The sequence below is a fragment of the Serratia sp. CY47444 genome, from assembly GCF_052168635.1.
GTDB classification, from domain to species: Bacteria; Pseudomonadota; Gammaproteobacteria; order Enterobacterales; family Enterobacteriaceae; genus Serratia; species Serratia bockelmannii.
In genome coordinates this window covers 133,918-152,724 of record NZ_JBJNMH010000005.1, presented here as the reverse complement: position 1 = coordinate 152,724, position 18,807 = coordinate 133,918, and the positions used below count along the sequence as shown (strand labels likewise).

17 protein-coding genes are annotated in these 18,807 nt (G+C 56.6%); 7 read left to right on the top strand and 10 right to left on the bottom strand.

Annotated elements, in window-relative coordinates; all coding sequences use genetic code 11:
• Positions 1–20 precede the first annotated feature (20 nt).
• The 8 genes from ACJ8IL_RS10080 to rppH all read right to left on the bottom strand — a co-directional run bounded on the left by ACJ8IL_RS10080 (position 21) and on the right by rppH (position 6,743).
• Complete coding sequence (locus tag ACJ8IL_RS10080; protein ID WP_060435075.1) at positions 21–374, bottom strand: prepilin-type N-terminal cleavage/methylation domain-containing protein; 354 nt, start codon at positions 372–374, stop codon at positions 21–23.
• On the bottom strand, positions 367–813 hold the full coding sequence (locus tag ACJ8IL_RS10075) for a YgdB family protein (protein ID WP_442516520.1): 447 nt from the start codon (positions 811–813) through the stop codon (positions 367–369). Before ACJ8IL_RS10075 ends, ACJ8IL_RS10080 begins: the two co-directional genes overlap by 8 nt.
• Positions 810–1,388 carry a prepilin peptidase-dependent protein gene (locus ACJ8IL_RS10070; protein ID WP_261426977.1) on the bottom strand — a complete coding sequence of 193 codons (579 nt, stop codon included), beginning with the start codon at positions 1,386–1,388 and terminating at the stop codon, positions 810–812. Before ACJ8IL_RS10070 ends, ACJ8IL_RS10075 begins: the two co-directional genes overlap by 4 nt.
• Complete coding sequence (locus ACJ8IL_RS10065) at positions 1,382–1,885, bottom strand: prepilin peptidase-dependent protein (RefSeq protein ID WP_442516519.1); 504 nt, start codon at positions 1,883–1,885, stop codon at positions 1,382–1,384. Before ACJ8IL_RS10065 ends, ACJ8IL_RS10070 begins: the two co-directional genes overlap by 7 nt.
• A 174-nt stretch (positions 1,886–2,059) precedes the next feature.
• A complete protein-coding gene (thyA, locus tag ACJ8IL_RS10060; RefSeq protein ID WP_025304065.1) occupies positions 2,060–2,854 on the bottom strand; it encodes a thymidylate synthase in 795 nt (264 codons plus the stop codon).
• A gap of 7 nt (positions 2,855–2,861) precedes the next feature.
• The gene (gene lgt / locus ACJ8IL_RS10055; RefSeq protein ID WP_016929919.1) at positions 2,862–3,734 is read right to left on the bottom strand and encodes a prolipoprotein diacylglyceryl transferase; all 873 of its coding nucleotides are present in this window, start codon (positions 3,732–3,734) and stop codon (positions 2,862–2,864) included.
• Between the two features lie 222 nt (positions 3,735–3,956).
• Positions 3,957–6,203, bottom strand: coding sequence for a phosphoenolpyruvate--protein phosphotransferase (ptsP, locus tag ACJ8IL_RS10050; RefSeq protein WP_043139841.1), 2,247 nt, complete (start codon positions 6,201–6,203; stop codon positions 3,957–3,959).
• Positions 6,204–6,215: 12 nt separating this feature from the next.
• Entirely contained in the window at positions 6,216–6,743 is a 528-nt protein-coding gene (rppH, locus tag ACJ8IL_RS10045; RefSeq protein ID WP_004931849.1) for an RNA pyrophosphohydrolase, read from the bottom strand.
• Between the two features lie 696 nt (positions 6,744–7,439).
• Here rppH and mutH point away from each other — a divergent pair.
• The 4 genes from mutH to ACJ8IL_RS10025 all read left to right on the top strand — a co-directional run bounded on the left by mutH (position 7,440) and on the right by ACJ8IL_RS10025 (position 10,563).
• Positions 7,440–8,126 carry a DNA mismatch repair endonuclease MutH gene (gene mutH / locus ACJ8IL_RS10040; RefSeq protein ID WP_149570136.1) on the top strand — a complete coding sequence of 229 codons (687 nt, stop codon included), beginning with the start codon at positions 7,440–7,442 and terminating at the stop codon, positions 8,124–8,126.
• Between the two features lie 100 nt (positions 8,127–8,226).
• Positions 8,227–8,943: a TerC family protein gene (locus ACJ8IL_RS10035; protein ID WP_025304068.1), complete on the top strand. Its 717-nt coding sequence runs from the start codon at positions 8,227–8,229 to the stop codon at positions 8,941–8,943.
• 155 nt (positions 8,944–9,098) lie between these two features.
• Positions 9,099–9,317: a YgdI/YgdR family lipoprotein gene (locus tag ACJ8IL_RS10030; RefSeq protein ID WP_016929923.1), complete on the top strand. Its 219-nt coding sequence runs from the start codon at positions 9,099–9,101 to the stop codon at positions 9,315–9,317.
• 205 nt (positions 9,318–9,522) lie between these two features.
• Entirely contained in the window at positions 9,523–10,563 is a 1,041-nt protein-coding gene (locus ACJ8IL_RS10025) for an NADP(H)-dependent aldo-keto reductase (protein ID WP_060435062.1), read from the top strand.
• Positions 10,564–10,596: 33 nt separating this feature from the next.
• On the opposite strand, the gene lplT is transcribed toward ACJ8IL_RS10025, so the two are convergent.
• Both lplT and aas read right to left on the bottom strand, forming a co-directional pair.
• A complete protein-coding gene (lplT, locus tag ACJ8IL_RS10020; RefSeq protein ID WP_404758735.1) occupies positions 10,597–11,781 on the bottom strand; it encodes a lysophospholipid transporter LplT in 1,185 nt (394 codons plus the stop codon).
• Positions 11,781–13,934, bottom strand: a complete 2,154-nt coding sequence (gene aas / locus ACJ8IL_RS10015) for a bifunctional acyl-ACP--phospholipid O-acyltransferase/long-chain-fatty-acid--ACP ligase (protein ID WP_173888477.1) — start codon at positions 13,932–13,934, stop codon at positions 11,781–11,783. Before aas ends, lplT begins: the two co-directional genes overlap by 1 nt.
• 929 nt (positions 13,935–14,863) lie before the next feature.
• Here aas and ACJ8IL_RS10010 point away from each other — a divergent pair.
• The 3 genes from ACJ8IL_RS10010 to ACJ8IL_RS10000 all read left to right on the top strand — a co-directional run bounded on the left by ACJ8IL_RS10010 (position 14,864) and on the right by ACJ8IL_RS10000 (position 18,796).
• Positions 14,864–15,553: a hypothetical protein gene (locus ACJ8IL_RS10010; protein ID WP_141998876.1), complete on the top strand. Its 690-nt coding sequence runs from the start codon at positions 14,864–14,866 to the stop codon at positions 15,551–15,553.
• A gap of 112 nt (positions 15,554–15,665) precedes the next feature.
• Positions 15,666–16,376, top strand: coding sequence for a fimbria/pilus periplasmic chaperone (locus tag ACJ8IL_RS10005; RefSeq protein WP_141998878.1), 711 nt, complete (start codon positions 15,666–15,668; stop codon positions 16,374–16,376).
• 8 nt (positions 16,377–16,384) lie between these two features.
• Positions 16,385–18,796: a fimbria/pilus outer membrane usher protein gene (locus ACJ8IL_RS10000; RefSeq protein WP_141998880.1), complete on the top strand. Its 2,412-nt coding sequence runs from the start codon at positions 16,385–16,387 to the stop codon at positions 18,794–18,796.
• Positions 18,797–18,807 lie beyond the last annotated feature (11 nt).

Genomic DNA, 18,807 nt, shown 5'->3' with positions numbered 1-18,807 from the left:
AAAACAAAAAACATACCGGCTCAAAAACGGGTGCAATACCAACGGCTCAGCGTTGCCCACTGCCGCTGCGGCGTTTGAACCCTGACCGTCAATCGACGGCAATCACTCTCCGCATCGTCAAGCGCCGCCTCACGTCGCCAGCCTTCCGGCGGTGGTTCGGCATCGAGCCGCCCGGTGACAGCGAACGTTTCCAACTGCTGGTGCGCCAGCGCCCAGGCTTGCCGGTAGTGCCACTGGCGCTGAAACGACTGCAACAGCACCTGATGATACTGTAACAAGCCAAGCAGCGACACCGAGAACAGCAAGGCTGCCACCAATACCTCCGGTAGGCTGAAGCCGTTGCGGGATAGCCGCCCTGCGCGAGCGTTAGCCATCGCAGTCAGCCAGCCTTTTCTCGGGGCAAAAATCCAACCGCCCCCCTGGCTGCGCTTGCACCTTGCCAGCAGCCTCTGCATCGTCAAACACGCCCCATTGATACAGCCAAAGCGGCTCCCCCCCGCGCATCTCACCAAGGCCGCGTACCGTCACCACCCCCGCTCTGGCAGACAGCCGGGCGCAGGCCGTCAATTCCACGCGCTGCCTGCATAGCCAGGCCGCTGCACTCAGCTCGACGCGCGGCCAACGCTGGCTCATCCCCCAACTCAGCGCCGAAGCGGCCTGATTGTAAGCCTGAAGGTAACGCTGCTGATCGGCGGCCAGTAACAGCGCGTTATCCAATTGCCGATGCTGAGCATTGAGCAACATCAGCCCCAGCGCCAGCAGCAACATCACCGCCGCCAGGGTGCTACCGCCTCGCTGGGTGCACCGCTTCATGGCAGCGCCGCCATTTCGACGCTCCCGCTCAGACTGCGCCTGATACGCGTATCGCTGGCGGAGCGCCCCACGAGCGTCAGGCGGGCCAAGGCCCCGCCATGCTCCCCCCGTTCTATCGCTACATGAAACCGTTCGATGCGCACCTCGTCATGATCGAGCAGCCGCTCCCAGCCGCCGCCATCGCATTGGCTTACGCCGCGCTGCCCTTCCAAGCCGCCATTGCGCAGCCGATAACCGAAATAGCCTGCATCCTCACCCGAGGTGAGCCATTGCCCGCTGCGGATGATGTCGTAAGCGACGATAACGCAGCTGCCCGCCGCTTCTCCCGATGCCTGGCCGATCAGCAACGGACGGCCTGCGCACTGTCCGGCGCAAAAACCGGCGCGGCGCAGATCTTTCTCAATGCCGAACGCCAGCTGTCGCAGCGTTGACTCCAGCCGAAAGTGCTGACCGACGGCCACGTTCTGCTGGCGTAACAGCGGGTAAGTTTTTGCCGCGCCAAGCGCGATCACGCTGCCGAACACCAGCGCCAACATGACCTCCGGCAGAGTAAAACCGCGTTCGACAGTCAGCATGGCGCGATCCCTCTTATCCGGAGCCCTTCGCTGCATAAACGCAGCCGCCCTCGGGCAGACAGCACTAGCCGCAGGCCGCCTGCCTCATTGCTGAGCTGGATATGCCCCGCCTGCGCAGTATTGCGCAAACCGTAAAACCCGATTTCTTTGTCGGTATAACCGCTCAGCGCAACGTCACGATAAAACGGAAAAAAAACGGAGCCTTCGGCTGAACCGCAATCCGGCGGCGGCACGCCACCGCCCAGACACCAGGGCGTGCCGTTCTTGAACCACAGCAGCGCCGGGCGGTTACGCCAGTTGGCGTCCGCCTGCAGTCGCAGCAAAAACGCCAGCAGCTGTTGGGCCGTGTGTTCCAGCCGCAGCGCTTGCTGATGATAGCGCCATTGCCCGACGCCCCAGCCGGTGAGCATGCCGGCGATCAGGAGCGCCGCCAACAGCTCAATCAGCGTCATACCACGCTGGCGGTCATCGATGTTCGATAGCGTATTTTCGTTCATGCGGCCAGTGTAAGGGCCGTAACAAAGTGATAAAGCCGCATGCGCAAGCCTTGCGGCAAGCTGCGCAATGTTTTCCCTATAGTGACAAATGGCGACAATAAAATGCGGCGCGGCGCGCAATGCGGATAAAAAAAGGGGCGCAATCGCTGCGCCCCTGGTGTGATGCGGTTAAGGTCAGATCGCGACCGGCGCCTTGATGGCCGGATGCGGATCGTAACCTTCGATCTCGAAGTCTTCGAAACGGTAATCGAACAGCGAAGCCGGCTTGCGTTTGATCACCAGTTTCGGCAACGGACGTGGTTCACGCGTCAGCTGCAGCCGCGTCTGTTCCATGTGGTTGCTGTACAGGTGGGTATCACCACCGGTCCAGACGAAATCACCCACTTCCAGATCGCACTGCTGCGCCATCATGTGCACCAACAGCGCATAGCTGGCGATGTTGAACGGCAGGCCCAGGAACACGTCGCAGGAACGCTGGTACAGCTGGCAAGAGAGCTTGCCGTCCGCCACGTAGAACTGGAAGAACGCGTGGCACGGCGCCAGCGCCATCTGGTCCAGCTCACCGACGTTCCAGGCGGAAACGATGATGCGGCGCGAATCCGGATCCTGCTTCAGCTGTTGGAGCACGTTGCTCAGCTGATCGATCTGACGACCATCCGCCGCCCCCCAGGCGCGCCACTGCTTGCCGTACACCGGGCCGAGATCGCCGTTTTCATCGGCCCACTCGTCCCAAATGGTGACCTTGTTGTCACGCAGGTAGGCGGTGTTGGTATCGCCGTTCAGGAACCACAACAGCTCATGAATGATCGAACGCAGGTGACATTTTTTCGTGGTCACCAACGGAAAGCCATCCTGCAAATTGAAACGCATCTGGTGGCCGAAAATCGACAACGTGCCAGTGCCGGTACGGTCGGCTTTAGGAGTGCCCTCGGCGAGCACCTTGTTCATCAAATCCAGATACTGTTTCATTTGTCCCTCACGACAGTTGTTGCTGCGGGCGACGACGATACGCCCAAATCATCATAATAATACCGGCCACCACCATCGGGATGGACAGGATCTGCCCCATGCTGATCACGCCGTCGAACAGGCCAAGCTGGGCATCCGGCTGGCGGAACGCTTCGACGATAATGCGGAATGCGCCATAACCGATCAGGAACAGGCCCGATACGGCACCCATCGGCCGCGGCTTGCGGATGAACAGGTTCAGAATGATAAACAGCACCACGCCTTCCAGCAGCAGTTCATACAGCTGGGACGGGTGACGCGGCAGCACGCCGTACTGGTTCAGCAGCGGCAGCAGAGAAGGATCGGCGGCGGCGAGGGCCACGTCTTCGCTGCGCGAGCTTGGGAAAAGCATCGCCCAAGGGGTGTCGGTAGTCACGCGGCCCCACAGTTCACCGTTGATGAAGTTGCCGAGGCGGCCGGCGCCCAAACCGAACGGGATCAATGGCGCGATAAAATCGGAAACCTGGAAGAAGGTGCGTTTGGTGCGACGAGCGAACCAGAACATCACCAGAATCACCCCCATCAAACCGCCGTGGAACGACATGCCGCCATCCCAGACCTTGAACAGATAGAGCGGATTATCCAGGAACAACGGCAGGTTGTAGAACAGCACATAGCCCACGCGGCCGCCGACGAATACGCCCAGGAAACCGGCGTAGAGCAGGTTTTCCACTTCGTCTTTGGTCCAGCCGCTGCCCGGCTTGTTGGCGCGGCGCACCGCCAGCCACATGGCAAAAACGAAGCCGACCAGATACATCAGGCCGTACCAATGCAAAGAAACCGGGCCAATGGAGAAAATGACCGGATCAAATTTAGGAAACGCCAGATAGCTATTGCTCATCTATCACCACAACATGTCTGTTATTTTTCCCCATGCGGGGGCGGCAGGTGCCAAACGGCGACGGACATTACCTCGCGCCTTGCAAACGGCAGCATTGGCCGCTGCGGTTTGCAAGACGACGAACATGCGTCGCGCTGAGGTTGCGCATCATAACATAGGCTTAGCGTGGTCCGGGCCGGCAGCGCGGGAAAAGTTCTGTAAAAAAATCACATCGCGCGGCGATTATCTGCCGCCGCGAATCAACCCGCCCATGCCGCGTCGCTCCATAAACGCCGCCACCAAATGGCGCACTTCCGTGGTCATTTGGGTGTTCAACACCCGGAGCGCCAACACTTCCGCGTCGGCAAGGTCGATATGTCGCAGCAGGTATTTGATGCGCGCCACGCTGCGGCCGTTCATGCTCAGATTGCGATAGCCCATGCCCACCAGCAACAGCGCGCCCATCGGATCGCCGGCCAGTTCACCGCACAGGCTAAGCTGCAGCCCGGCCGCTTTCCCCTGTTCGGCGATCAGCTTCAGCACCTGCAGCATCGCGGGATGCAGACTGTCGTACAGCGAGGCTACCCGCGTGTTGTTGCGATCCACCGCCAGCAGGTACTGGGTCAAATCGTTGGTGCCTACCGAGATGAAGTCGACGCGCCCGGCCAAATGCGGGATCAGGAAAATCATCGACGGCACTTCCAGCATCACGCCGATTTTCGGTTTCGGGATCGCGTAGCCAAGCACCTCTTCCACCTCGCGCCCGGCGCGGTCAATCAGGCGCTTGGCCTCATCGACCTCTTCCAGGCTGGTGACCATCGGCAGCAAAATGCCCAGGTTGCCGGTGCCGGCATTGGCGCGCAGCATGGCGCGCACCTGTATCAAAAAGATCTCCGGCTGGTCCAGAGTGATGCGAATGCCGCGCCAGCCCAGGCAGGGATTTTCTTCGCTGATCGGCATGTAGGGCAGTTGCTTGTCGGCGCCGATGTCTAGCGTGCGCAACGTGACCGGTTTGTTGGGGTAAAGCTGCAACATACCTTGATACTGCGCGACCTGTTCTTCTTCGGAAGGGAAACCGCTTTGCAACATGAACGGAATTTCAGTGCGGTACAATCCCACGCCGTCCACCCGGCCGCCCAACAGCTGTTCATGTTCCGGGCTGAGGCCGGCGTTCAACATCACCTGAACGCGTTCGCCGCTTTTCAACTGCGCCGGCTGTTCGACGTCGTCTTCCGCCAGCTTGCTCAGTTCCTGTTCTTCGCTGATCAGCCGTTGGTATTCCTGCACCAGCACCGGCTCAGGATCGACCAGCAGTTCGCCGCGATACCCATCAACGATCAGCAGCCGCTGGCTGAGCAGAGAAGGCTGGATGTCGGCGCCCATCACCGTCGGCACGCCCATCGCCCGCACCAAAATCGCCGCATGCGAGTTGGCGGCGCCGTCGCGCACCACCACGCCGACCAGGCGATCCTGCGGCACTTCGGCCAGCAATGTCGCGGTCAGTTCATCCGCCACCAGCACAAAACGCGCCGGCCACTGGGTGGCGCCCTGAGTGGTGTCGTCGAGGTGGAACAGCAGGCGCTGGCCCAGCGCGCGCAGGTCGCTGCCGCGCTCGCGCATATAGGTGTCCTGCAGTTTGGCGAACTGTTCGGCAAAGGCTTCTATCACCTGCTTCACCGCCCATTCCGCCACCGAGCCGTTATCAATTTCGGCGAACAATTCGCGCTTGAGGCGGGCATCGTTTAGCAGGTGAGAATAAAGATCGAAGATCGCCGCGCTCTCTTTTTGCGAGCTGGCGGCAAAACGCTTGCTGAAGCGACGAAATTCCGCGCCGGCCTCTTCCAGCGCCAACGTCAGGCGCTCGCGCTCGCTGGCGGTGTCCAGCGTCGACGCGCGGTAAACCTGATCGAGCGAAGGCTGGCTGCTGTCCTGCCACCCTTCCGCCACCGCCACGCCGGGCGAGGCCGCCAGCGCGCGCACGCGCGTTTGGCGATACTGGCCGAAAATGGCGTTAAGCTGCGACTGTGAAAGGATCCCGGCCATCTGAGTGGCCAGGGTGACCATGAAAGACTCTTCGCTTTCGTCGAACTGGCGCAGCTCACGCTGCTGCACCACCAGCACGCCCAACAGCTGGCGCCGGTGAATGATTGGCACCCCGAGGAAGGATCGGAAACGATCCTCTTTCACCTGAGGGACATATTTGAAACTGGGGTGGCTTTGAGCATCGGCCAGGTTGATAGGCTCGGCCCGGCGGCCGACCAACCCGACGACGCCCTCGTCAAACGCCAATGCGATAGTGCGCCCGCGCGGCTTTTTCAGACCGCGCGTGGCCATCAGGTAGTAGCAGCGGCGATCGTTGTCCGCCAGGTAGATGGAACACACTTCGGTGTCCATCGCCAGACAGGTTTCATTAACCAGCAGATCCAGCGCATCCGTCAGACTGGCCGCCGCGGCCACCTTCTCTACAATTTCTCGCAAGCGCGTGAGCATAGTCGGCTTAACTTAACCTCTCTTTCGGCGATAAGCGGGGGCCTGCCGCGGCGCCGCCTGCTCTTGCATCGGCATCACGGTCACGGCGAATTCTTTCATCACCCGGCGGTAAACGTCGCGTTTGAACGACACCACCTGGCGCACCGGATACCAGAAGCTCACCCAGCGCCAACCGTCGAACTCCGGCGTGCTGCTGCGCTGCATATTGATATCAGCGTCATTGCACAGTAGCTGCAACAAAAACCATTTTTGCTTTTGGCCGATACAAACCGGCTTTGTGTCCCAACGCACCAAACGTTTCGGCAATTTATAGCGCAACCAGTTGCGGGTCGAAGCCAGGATGCGCACATCCTTTTTACTCAGCCCCACTTCTTCGAACAGCTCACGGTACATCGCCTGCTCCGCAGTTTCGCCAGGGTTAATCCCACCTTGGGGAAACTGCCAGGAGTGCTGACCGTAACGGCGGGCCCATAAGACCTGCCCCTGACGATTACAGATTACGATACCAACATTCGGGCGGTAGCCATCATCATCGATCACCGGACTACCTCGATAAGCTTAAATTCGCATAGATGTCCTGATTGTTTCACACAAGCTACAGGCGGTAAACCACTGCTTTACGGTGCTGCGGGCCGGATAACATTGGGATAACTCACAGATATAGGCAAAGTTATAAACATACCCCAGCCTTTTAAGCCGGTTTTATTCACTTTTTCTGTGGATAGGTGTGTGCAGAACTCGAGGGATAAGCCGGTAAAACTCTCACCCCCTCAAATCTCCCCTCATACCGAAAAACACAAATTTACTTTAAAAACATATGATTAACCAACAACACGCAATGATGAACAGGTCAAAAATGTGATCTATGCACGGTAAGGATCTTACCCTGGCGAAAGATCCACCAACGCCGTTTTTATCCACAGATTATGCGGGCAAGTTACGCACAAAACGGACAAATTCGTAAAAAACTGCCTGAGTCAAGGCTGTAAATTGAACCAGTGATCGGCAAAAATTTGGGTTATCCCATAAATCTGTGGATAAATAGGTGTAAGATCCTGTTTATTGTCGGTGGCTTCAGGTGAACAAGCCCCGTGAGTGTATTGTCGACCACGTAAGGAAAGAAAAAAAGTCATGTAAAATCATGCTACTATTATTCTTTTCCCCAGGCGACAGCGGTTATCGCTCGCCGTGTATAATTGCAGTACATTTTTCAACCAAATTCGACAGGCTTGATTTATGGCATTTTTATCCCCTTTGCCGCCCCCGCCGGAAAATGAACGGCAGCTGTTCGAGCGCGCTCAGGCGCTGGCCGGCGCCAGCTTTGGCGAGCTGGCCGCCCGCGCGCAGTTGCCGATCCCCAAGGATCTGAAACGCGATAAGGGCTGGGTGGGCATGCTGCTGGAGCTGTACCTCGGCGCCATGGCCGGCAGCAAACCGGAGCAGGACTTTCCCGAACTGGGCATTGAGCTGAAAACCATTCCTGTCGACGCCGCCGGCAAACCGCTGGAAACCACTTTTGTCTGCGTCGCCCCGCTCACCGGCAACAGCGGCGTCACCTGGGCCAGCAGCCACGTTCGCCACAAGTTGGCGCGCGTGTTATGGATACCGGTAGAAGGCGAACGGCAGATCCCGCTGGCCGAACGCCGCGTCGGCTCGCCGCTGCTGTGGAGCCCGAGCGCGGCAGAAGAAGAGAGGTTGCGCCGCGATTGGGAAGAACTGATGGATCTGATCGTGCTCGGTCACGTAGAACGCATCACCGCGCGCCACGGCGAAGTGCTGCAACTGCGCCCCAAAGCGGCCAACAACAAGGCGCTCACCGAAGCCATCGGCGAACAGGGGCAACCTATCATGACGCTGCCGCGCGGTTTCTATCTGAAAAAGGGTTTTACCGGCGCGCTGCTGGCAAGACATTTCTCAATCTAAGCGATTTCGTTTAACTCTGGTTTAGCTAGCCCTGTCAGCGCCGCGATAAACGCGTATAATTCACACTTTGCATTTATTTAGTATTAAGGTGTGTCGGGCAATGTTCGAATGGATTATGGATCCCAATGCCTGGTTAGCGTTAGGTACGCTAACCATTCTTGAGATCGTACTGGGTATTGATAACATCATTTTTCTGTCGCTGGTGGTGGCCAAGCTGCCCAAAGCGCAACAGAACAAAGCTCGCCGGCTCGGGCTGGCCGCCGCCATGATTATGCGTCTGGCGCTGTTGGCCTCCATAGCCTGGGTGATCCGCTTGACGCACCCGCTGTTCACCGTGCTGGATCACTCTATTTCCGCCCGCGATTTGATCCTGCTGCTGGGGGGATTGTTCCTGATCTGGAAAGCCAGCAAAGAGATCCACGAAACCATCGAGGGGTCGGAAGAAGAGCACCACACCAAGGTGCACAGCTTCTTCGGCGCGATCGTGCAAATCATGCTGTTGGATATCATCTTCAGTCTGGACTCGGTGATTACCGCCGTGGGCCTCTCCGACCATCTGTTCATCATGATGGCGGCGGTGGTGATCGCCGTCGGCGTGATGATGTTCGCCGCCCGGCCGATCGGCGAATTCGTCAATCGCCATCCGTCGGTAAAAATGCTGGCGCTGGCGTTCCTGATCCTGGTGGGCTTCACGCTGATGCTGGAAAGCTTCCAGGTGCACGTGCCGAAAGGCTACATCTACTTCGCCATGTTCTTCTCCATGTCGGTAGAGGCGCTCAATCTGATGCGCAGCAAGAAAAACCGTTCGCCGGAATAACCCTACGCGGAGGCCGCCATAGGCGGCTTCCGCCGTTTCGTTGCCCCCTCATTTCACTTTTTCTTATCAGATAAAGACTTATCTGAGACGCCCCCGGCCAAGAGTTTGCTAATCTTGAAAGAACATTGTTTTCTGCATAATCGAGGATCCGCAGGATGAAAAAGTGGGTAATGGCAGTGTCTGCGCTGGTGATGGCCGCCGGTTTGGCGGGATGTTCCAGCGACTACGTCATGGCGACCAAAGACGGCAACATGATCCTGACGCAAGGCAAACCAGAGATCGACACAGACACCGGACTCATCAGTTATAAAGATGAGAAAGGCAACCACCGCCAGATCAACGGCGATCAGGTTTCCCAGGTTATCGAACGCTAATCACCGCGCGCCGGCTATCGCCCGCTCGAGCGCGGTAGCCCTCATTCGTGTCCGCACGGAATCCGCTTCCCCCATCTTCACCGCTTGGTTATAGTCAGGAAAGGCGACATCGCCGCCCGACGGACTTTGCGCCGTCTTCTGAATTGGGCTCCTGTTTCACCGGGCCGCACGGCCCGTCAGCGCTAACAAGAAAGGAAGGCCGTTAATGCAATACCACCGTATTCCCCACAGTTCTTTAGAAGTGAGCGTGCTGGGACTGGGCACCATGACCTTTGGCGAACAGAACAGCGAAGCCGACGCCCATGCGCAACTGGACTATGCATTGGCCGCAGGCGTGAACCTGATAGACACCGCCGAACTGTACCCGGTACCGCCCCGCCCGGAAACCCAGGGCCTGACCGAAAGCTATATCGGCAGTTGGATCAAAGCGCGCGGCAATCGCGAAAAAATCGTCCTGGCCAGCAAAGTCTCGGGCCCGGTGCGCGGCACCGACAGCAGTATCCGCCCGCAGCAGGCGCTGGATCGCAAAAACATCCGCGCCGCGCTGGACGCCAGCCTCAAGCGGCTGAATACCGATTATCTCGATCTTTACCAATTGCACTGGCCGCAGCGCGCCACCAACTGCTTTGGCAAACTCAACTATCAATACACCGACGACAAAGCTACGGTCACGCTGTTGGAAACGCTGGAGGCGCTGACCGAGCAGGTGCGCGCCGGTAAAATTCGCTATATCGGGGTTTCCAACGAAACGCCCTGGGGCGTGATGCGCTATCTGCAGCTGGCGGAGAAACACGAACTACCGCGCATCGTGTCGATCCAAAACCCGTACAGCCTGCTGAACCGCAGCTTTGAGATTGGCCTGGCCGAGATCAGCCAGCACGAAGGGGTAGAACTGCTAGCCTATTCCAGCCTGGCGTTCGGTACGCTGAGCGGTAAATACCTCAACGGCGCTAAACCGGCCGGTGCGCGCAATACGCTGTTCACCCGCTTCAACCGTTATTCAGGGCAGCAAACCCAGCTGGCGATCGCCGAATACGTGGCGCTGGCCAAAAAACACGGGCTGGACCCTTCGCAGATGGCGCTGGCCTTCGTGCGTCAGCAGCCGTTCGTCGCCAGCACCCTGTTGGGCGCCACCTCGGTGGAGCAGTTGAAAATCAACCTCGACAGCCTCGACGTGATTCTGGATGAGGACGTGCTGCAGGCGCTCGAAGAAATCCACACCCGGTTTACCATTCCGGCACCTTAATACCCTGAGGGCGCAGCCAGGCTGCGCCCCGTTTCACCGCCGCTGCGACCACCACAACGCGCAAATCGCCAGCGCAAACACCACGCCAAACCCTACGCCGACGCCCACTACCGGCACGCCCAGCTTCACGACCAAAGAATACAGGCCCAGCATCAGCAACATGGCGGCGTTTTCACCCAGGTTTTGCACCGCGATCGCATTGCCGGCGCCGACCGAATGTTTGCCCCGCTCCTGCAGCAACGCATTGAGCGGTACGACGAAGAAGCCTCCCAGCATGCCGATGATCGCCAGCAAGACGTAGGCATTGAGCATGGTCGTTTGCAGCGCAAATACCGCGACCGCGACGCCGATCAGGATCCCGGCCGGCATACAGCGTTTCACCGTCTTCAGCGTGACGAAGCGCGCGGCGGCACCCGCGCCCACCACGATGCCGACGGCCACCATGGCGTTCAGCAGCGTCGGCGTGGCGTTATCGGCGATACCCAGCGCCACCGGCACCCATAGCACCAGCAGAAAACGCAGCGTCACGCCGGCCCCCCAAAACAGGCTGGTGCCGATCAGGGAGAAACGCGTCTGCCCATCGCGCCACAGCGTAACGCAGGCGGTAAAGAAACTGTTCGTCATGGCCCGCGGCCGCCATGAAGCCCCCGGGCGCGCCGCCGCCAGACGCGGAATATACAGGTTGGCGACCACGGCCCCCGCGTAAACCAAGGCGCAGGCCGCCAGCGCCGCGACCACATGCCAGTCCGCCAGAATACCGCCGGCCACCGAACCGGTCAGAATGGCCGCGATGGTCGAGGCCTCGATCAGGCCGTTAGCCTTGACCAGTTTCTCGCCGCTGGTGATCTCGCCCAGAATGCCGTATTTGGCCGGTGAATATGCGGCGGCCCCCACGCCGACCAGGCTGTAACCCAGGAACGGGTCCCCCCCAAAACAGATCACCAACGCTCCCGCCAATTTTAGGGCGTTGGCGAACATCATCACCCGCCCTTTGGCAAAGCTGTCGGCGATCTGCCCGACGAATGGAGCCAGAATGATATAGGTGGCGACAAAGGCCATCTGCAGGATCGGCTGGCTCCAGTCTGGATACAGCTGCTGCTTGATCAACGCCAGCGTGGCGAACAGCAACGCATTGTCGCCGAACGCCGAGAGGAACTGTGCGCTGATCACCGCGATCATGCCGCGTGACAACAAAGGGGACTCGGTCGAAGGATTCATCAGGCACTCTCCGGCTGTTCGGCCATATGACGCAGGGTGACGAAATCGGGTTTGCCGCTGCCGAGCACCGGCAGCGTTTTCAGCAGGCGAATATCGCGCGGCACCGCCAGCTCCGGGCTGCCCAGTTCGCGCGCCACCCGCAGCAATGCCTCGCGGGTAATAGCGGGATCGGTGGTGAACAGCACCAACGCCTCCCCCTTGCTGCTGTCGCCTTTGACCGTGGCGGCATGCAGTTTTTCCGGCGACAGCCGTTGCGCCAGCAGTTCGACGCTCTCCAGCGACACCATCTCACCCGCCAGCTTGGCGAAGCGTTTCACGCGGCCGCGAATGGTGCAGTAACCCTGCTCATCCAGGCTGACGATATCACCGGTGTCATACCAGCCCGGCTGCAGTACACCATTCGCATCTTCCGCCGCCGGCGGCTCCAGTTCGCCGGGGCGCTCAACCCGCAGATAGCCTTTCATGATATTCGGCCCCCTCAGCTGCAGACGGCCCCCGTTATCAATACCCGGCACCGCGATCAGGCGCGCCTCCATCTGCGGCATGATGCGGCCGACGGTGCCCACCTTGGTCGCCAGCGGCACATTGATCGAGACCACCGGCGCGCACTCGGTCACGCCATAGCCTTCCAGAATGCGGATGCCGTATTTGTCCTGATAGATCTGTTTGGTGCTGTCCGCCAGTTTCTCCGCGCCGGCCACGACATAGCGCAGGCGGGCAAAATCATACGGATGCGCGAAGCGCGCATAGTTGTTAAGGAAGGTCGCCGTGCCGAACAGCACCGTGCAGTTACGGTCATACACCAGCTCCGGCACCACGCGATAGTGCAGCGGGCTGGGGTAGAGGAAAATGCGGCTGCCGGTGATCAGCGGCGTCAGCAGCCCCACCGTCAGGCCGAACGAGTGGAACAGCGGCAGCGACGACATGAAGCGGTCGCGCGGCGTGAAATCGGCGATGGTGCGGATTTGTTCTACGTTGGCCAGCAGACTGGCGTGCGAATGCACCACGCCCTTGGGGTGGCCTTCAGATCCAGACGTGAACAGGATCAGCGCCGCGTCCTCCGGGCGTTGCGGCAACGCCGCGCGTTGCGGCTGCAGCAAGTGACGCAGGATCCACAGCTTATCCGCCAGCGTGACAGTGTCTTTCAGATCTTCCAGATATACCCAGTTAGCCTGCGGCACCTGTTCCGGCAGGTGGGTCAGCTTGCCCTTCTCCAGAAACTGGCGCGAGGTGACGATGGTCTTGATACCGGCGGCCGTCATCGCGCTGTTCAGGCCCTTGGCGCCGGCGGTGTAGTTGAGCATCGCCGGAATGCGATTGCGCAGCGAAGCGCCGAAGATCGCCGCCGCGGTGATAGTGGCGTTCGGCAACAGCAGCCCGACGTGTTCCCCTTCGGCGGTAAAGCGTTGCAGAATGCGGCTGACACCCAGCGATTTTTTGATCAGCGTCTGGTAGCTGTCTTCTTTGAAAGTGATGTCTTCGATACACGGTTTTCGGCGCCCATAGCGGTGCTGCGCCGCCAGCAAGGCATGGAACAGCGTCTGCGGTTCGCGCGTGTCCATCCGCGCCCGCATCATAATCTGCATCAGCCGATCGCCCGCCAACGCCCGGCGATCGCGCGCACGCGGCGCCTCCGGCATCGGCAGCGTGGTCGGCGGCAAGATGCGAATGTTGATTTGCGGGAACCAGCGGATCTTGAACACCCCAGCCATACGGCCGAACGGGCTGAATTCGGGGCCGTCGATCCGCACCGGCACCACGGTGGCGCCCGATTTAGCGGCGATAAACGCCGCGCCGTCGTAGATTTTCATCAGCGCGCCGGTCACGGTGATGCGCCCTTCAGGGAACACAACGATCGGCCGTCCCTGTTCGACCATCCGCACCAGCTGCTTGATGGCCATCGGCTTGGTAGGATCGAGCGAGACAAAATCGATGTAAGGCCGCAGCCAGCGCATAAACCAGCTCTCGCCGATGCTGGCGTAAACCGCAAACACCGGTTTTATCGGCAGGAATAGCGCCAACAGCACGCCGTCGAGGAAAGAGACGTGGTTCGGCGTAATCAGTAATTTTTGCCGTTCGAAGTGCTGGACGTCCCCTTCGACCCGAACCCGAAACAACAGGCGAAACAGCGCGCGCAGCAGTGAAAAGATCATGCCCTTCTCCCTTGGCCATGGAGGCGTAAATCGTTGTAGGGAAAAGAATACTATATGGCAGGCAAAAAAAAACCTACGCATCCGCGTAGGTTGGTGCAATTGAAAATGGCTTCAACATACAGAGTATGCTGATTTCTCACCAATCAATACCTCTGGGATCACCTACTCTAGAGAGATGTCGTGCAGGAAACTACCGCCGAATCGCAAGAGTTCTGCTCCAAATGCAACCAGCTGTAAATTTCCCGCGTTCTATTGTAATAACTCAATGAAACTTAAATAATCCTCACGACGGAAAGATCAATAATGATGCGTCATCCGCAGGAAGCGAGTGAGGGGAGCAAAAAGACCATGCGCATATGCAGGTAAGTGCAGCACATGAGGGTTCGGCCTAATCGAGACTGAAGCAGATCCTTTAATCCCTCTTGTATCATCCACGCTAAAGAGATCAATTACGAAAACTATTCTCAAACGCAAGAGCCAAGTTAGACGTGATATCCAACGTGTCATTTTGATCAACGTATGCAATGCGTTTTCTTGCTTTTCAAGCACGGCAACAATAAAAAGACAAAGTCAAAAAGCGCCAGCTAACAACAAAGCCACCTCCAGACCTTGCTGTTATCGTGATCTCACGGCAAAAGTGCGTGCCGAGGATAATTAATTATTAATAATTAAAAAAACTGCAAGCAATAAAACCTATGCACTAACAACCAAACAGAATTAATAATTAAAATTGAATAATAAAAACCAATCAATCAGAATATAAATCTATTTTGATGTAAATTTTTAGCAGAATATTGCAAGAATTGAGATTGAAAAATAAAATAACCCTGCATTGAATCGCTAGTAAAAAATTGCGACATCCTTGCTTTATATTTTCAAGCAATACGACTTTTATTTATTTAGTGGCATATTCTCAGAAGGAAACCTGAATGAAGAAATATTTATTTTTAGCCCTGCTACCTCTGTCGTGCACGAGCGTACTGGCCGCAAAAACAGCCAGTACGTCTGTAGATTTCTCCGGAGAAATTTACAATAACACCAGCTGCAGTATTGCTGCCAACACCAATAGCATTGATCTTGGCCGCCATTCCAGCGAAGCTTTTGATAAAGTAAATCCTGTCCAGTTGGAAGGCAACGGCATGGGCAGCATCCCGTTCACCGTAAACTGCACGGCACCGACCAGCATGGGCATTGAAGTTACCAGCGCCAGCGGCGATGCCGATTATCAATATATGGACAGAAGCTTCACCGCATCGCTGGCAAAAGACGCCAGCAATAAAGATATCGCCGTGCTGGGCCTTGCACTGTCAGATATCGCTATGGATGGTGAAACCGTGCGTGCGGCGCTGATTCCTGAAGGCGATGATATTTTTGATTTGACCAATGTAACTGACGGTGCAGATCACGAACAGGCTATTTTCTCTGTTGCCTCAGGTAATCGCTTTGCGGTCACATCAGATGCTAATTACGACAACATGGCGATCGGTCAGAACCTGAGCGGCACATTCAACTACCGTTCATTCCTTACCCCGCTTAGCTACATTGATGATAAAAGCATCCAAATGCAAGACAGCATTGCATTGCAAGCTTCTGTGAATCTTTCGGTTCACTACCTGTAATCACCAGGTGGGGACACTTCGCTGTCCCCACTTATTTCAGCCTCTTTGTTTGGCAAAATACCTTAACGTCCTTTGACTAGAGTTCGTTATTCTCCGCTATTCAGGAAATAAAATGAAAGGTCTCATCCATTATCTCACCGCAATATTTATATTGCTTACTCCATTTTATGGCCAAGCAACCATTAAACTGGAAAAAATAAGCCTTTTGGTCAATCAAGAGAAAGGAGAGACAACGGTAAGAGTCGATAATATCGGTAATTATCCTGTGTTGCTATTCTCATCCGTTGTTAAAAATGTATTAAGCAAGCAAGGAGAAGATCCCTTATTCATTCTTTCTCCGCCAGCCGCGCGTATTGATCCGGGTAAATCTCAGCTGGTACGCGTCATGCTTGCCGATCCCTCGGGACTTGATAAAACCCGTCAGCAAATGCGCCATATCTATTTCCAGGAAATTCCCGATATGGGAGAAAAAAGCAACCAGCTTAAGGTGAATACTCGGCATCGGGTCGTCGCTATCGCCACGCCCTCCGCGCTGGCGGAAAACAAATCTCCCTGGCAAACCTTGCATTGGCAACAAAATGGGCATTCTATACAAGTCAAAAATCTCAGCCCTTACGTTGTCAGGTTAGCCCCTTCCATCACCGTACAACCCAGTAACCAGCAGTTTGTTTTAGAACAACCTTATTTGCTGCCTGGGCAAACGATCGGTACACGTAAGAGCGATAGGCTTACCAGCCCCCCCTCCCGTTTGCACTTCACGCCAATCAGTAACACGGGGCGCGCCATACCCGATATCACGGTCAACCTTGCCCCAATCCAGTGAGGCAGCCTTTGAAATTGCATATACCGCTACGTCTGCTGGCGTTTTGTCTGCCTATAGGCTATGCCTCGACCAGCCTGGCTGACTACGATATTGAAATGATGCGCGCACTTGGATTACCCAGTGAGATTGCTGATTACTTTTCCTCTGGAGCGAAATTCCCCGCAGGAAAACAAGCGCTATTCATCAACGTCAACGGACAAAATCATGGACGACATGAAGTCAACATAGACAAACAAGGCGAATGGCAATACGACGCTGAACTCGTAGAAAGCCTAGGGTTATACCCCTGCAAGCTCAACACTCAGGCAGATATGCTGATGAGCCAATGTTATCAAGGCAGCCGCATCGACAATGAAACCGGTAATAATCAATTGATTTTGCTGTTGCCCGAGCGCTATATCCGTCGACAACCGGCGGACTATGAATTTGGCGGCCATGCCCTGATGCTGAATTATACCGCGAGCCGATTCGACAGCCAAAATCACAGCAGTGATTACGCGGCGTTGGAAACCGGCTTTAACAGCAATAATTGGCTGTTTCGCCATAATGGCACCTATAACAAGTCAGAACGACATCAGGGGTACACGCCTTATAATAGTTATCTGCAGCGGACATTGACGGATCACGACGCCATGATGCGTTTGGGACGAGCGACGTTATCAGATTCGCTTTACAGCGGCATTACCTTAGATGGCCTGCAATGGCTGCCTGACTCGTCGTTGTCATTGAGTCAACGCAGTGATGTGCCGGTAGTCGAAGGTATCGCCGAGAGCCAAGCCAAGGTTGAGATTTTTCAGAATGGCAGATTAGTTTACGCTACGCAGGTGCAGCCGGGCACTTTCCGCCTGACCGATATCCCTGCGCAGTTCGACGCAGTCGATTTGTCCGTCACCGTCACGGAAAGTAACGGTAGCCGCAAACAATTCATCGTCCCTTATCTGACGACCTCAGGACGCGCTACTCCCCGCCAGGGCAGTTACTCCCTTGCTCTCGGGCGCACTCACAGCCTGGAAAAAAGTACAGAAATGCCTTTCATCACTGGCTCATTCTCTTTGCCATGGCTCAACCACCACCAGGTGAGAGGGGGAAGTTTCCTCAGCCGCGATTATCGCGGCATCGCCGCCGGTTATAGCGTTGCCAATAGCGATTATCGTTTTACAGCCTTGAGCCACGTGGCGCAGTCGCCAAGTGGAAAGGGCACCAAGCTGCAGCTGAATAGTGCATTGCCCCTGATAAAAAACCTTAAGCTGAACGCCGGTTACAGCATCCAGTCAGAGCGATACCGTTCGCCCACACAGCTTCGTTCTCCACGTAAAGATGACGGCGAAGGAACTTATTGGCCTGTATCGCACGGCGCATCATCTTCACACCAACGTCAAAGCTACAGCCTGGGCCTAGGCTGGCACCATAAATACATTGGAAATCTATCTTTAGGCGTTACACGCGCTGAAGGGGGAGATAAGCAACAAAATCAACGAGTCTACGCCTTCTGGAACCGTCAATTTGGCGCAGCCACCGTTGGCGTTAGCCTGGAAAAAGAGCGCAGCCGCGAGGTTCGCGATAACGATACCAGGGTGTTCGCCACCCTTTCATTGCCTCTGGGAAAAAACCGACGTTATAGCGCCAATATGATAAGCAACGGAAGACATCGTAGCATCAGCAACTCGCTTTCCGGCCAAGCGTTGAATGGCGATCTGGCTTATGGACTCAATGCAACACAGGGCACCCAATCCAACAACGGCACCTACTCAGGCAATGTGAACTATTTGAGTCCGTTCACAACGCTTTCCGGCAGCTATAGCCATCTGTCAGAAAATCAGCAGGCATTTTACTACAGTGCCTCTGGCTCCCTGGTGGCAGACAGCAGCGGGCTAACGCTCTCACCACAGAAAATCGGCGATACCTTCGGCGTCTTGACGATACCGGGCCTCGCCGGAATCAGCGTGTCTACGCCAGGCGGAAAGGTGAAAACCTATGGCAAGCAAGGTAAGGCGGTCATCCCAAGGCTGCGTGAGTATCAACCAAGTCTGATTAACGTAGACACCAGCACCTTACCCCCCGGCGCCGATATCGATAACGGCGTGCGCAAGATCAATCTGGCACGTGGCAGCGTTAAACGTATCAATATCGGTGCCATTAATACATTGCGGGCCATTGTCCAGATTAGCTATGCAGACGGCACAAAACCCGCTATCGGCAGCATGATTTTGGATGAACAACAACGAGTGGTCGCTTTTACCAATGATCAGGGCGCAGCCTTCATTGAACATCAGAAAGCGCACCACGCGAAGAACGATGCGTCTTCACAACGCTTCAGCATGAAACACTCGTCGGGACAGGCATGTTATTTCGCAATTGCTGCCGACACCTCTTCCCGCAATCGTGCCGGCATCAGCCACTCCGAAGCCGTGTGTCGCTAAACGTTCATCGA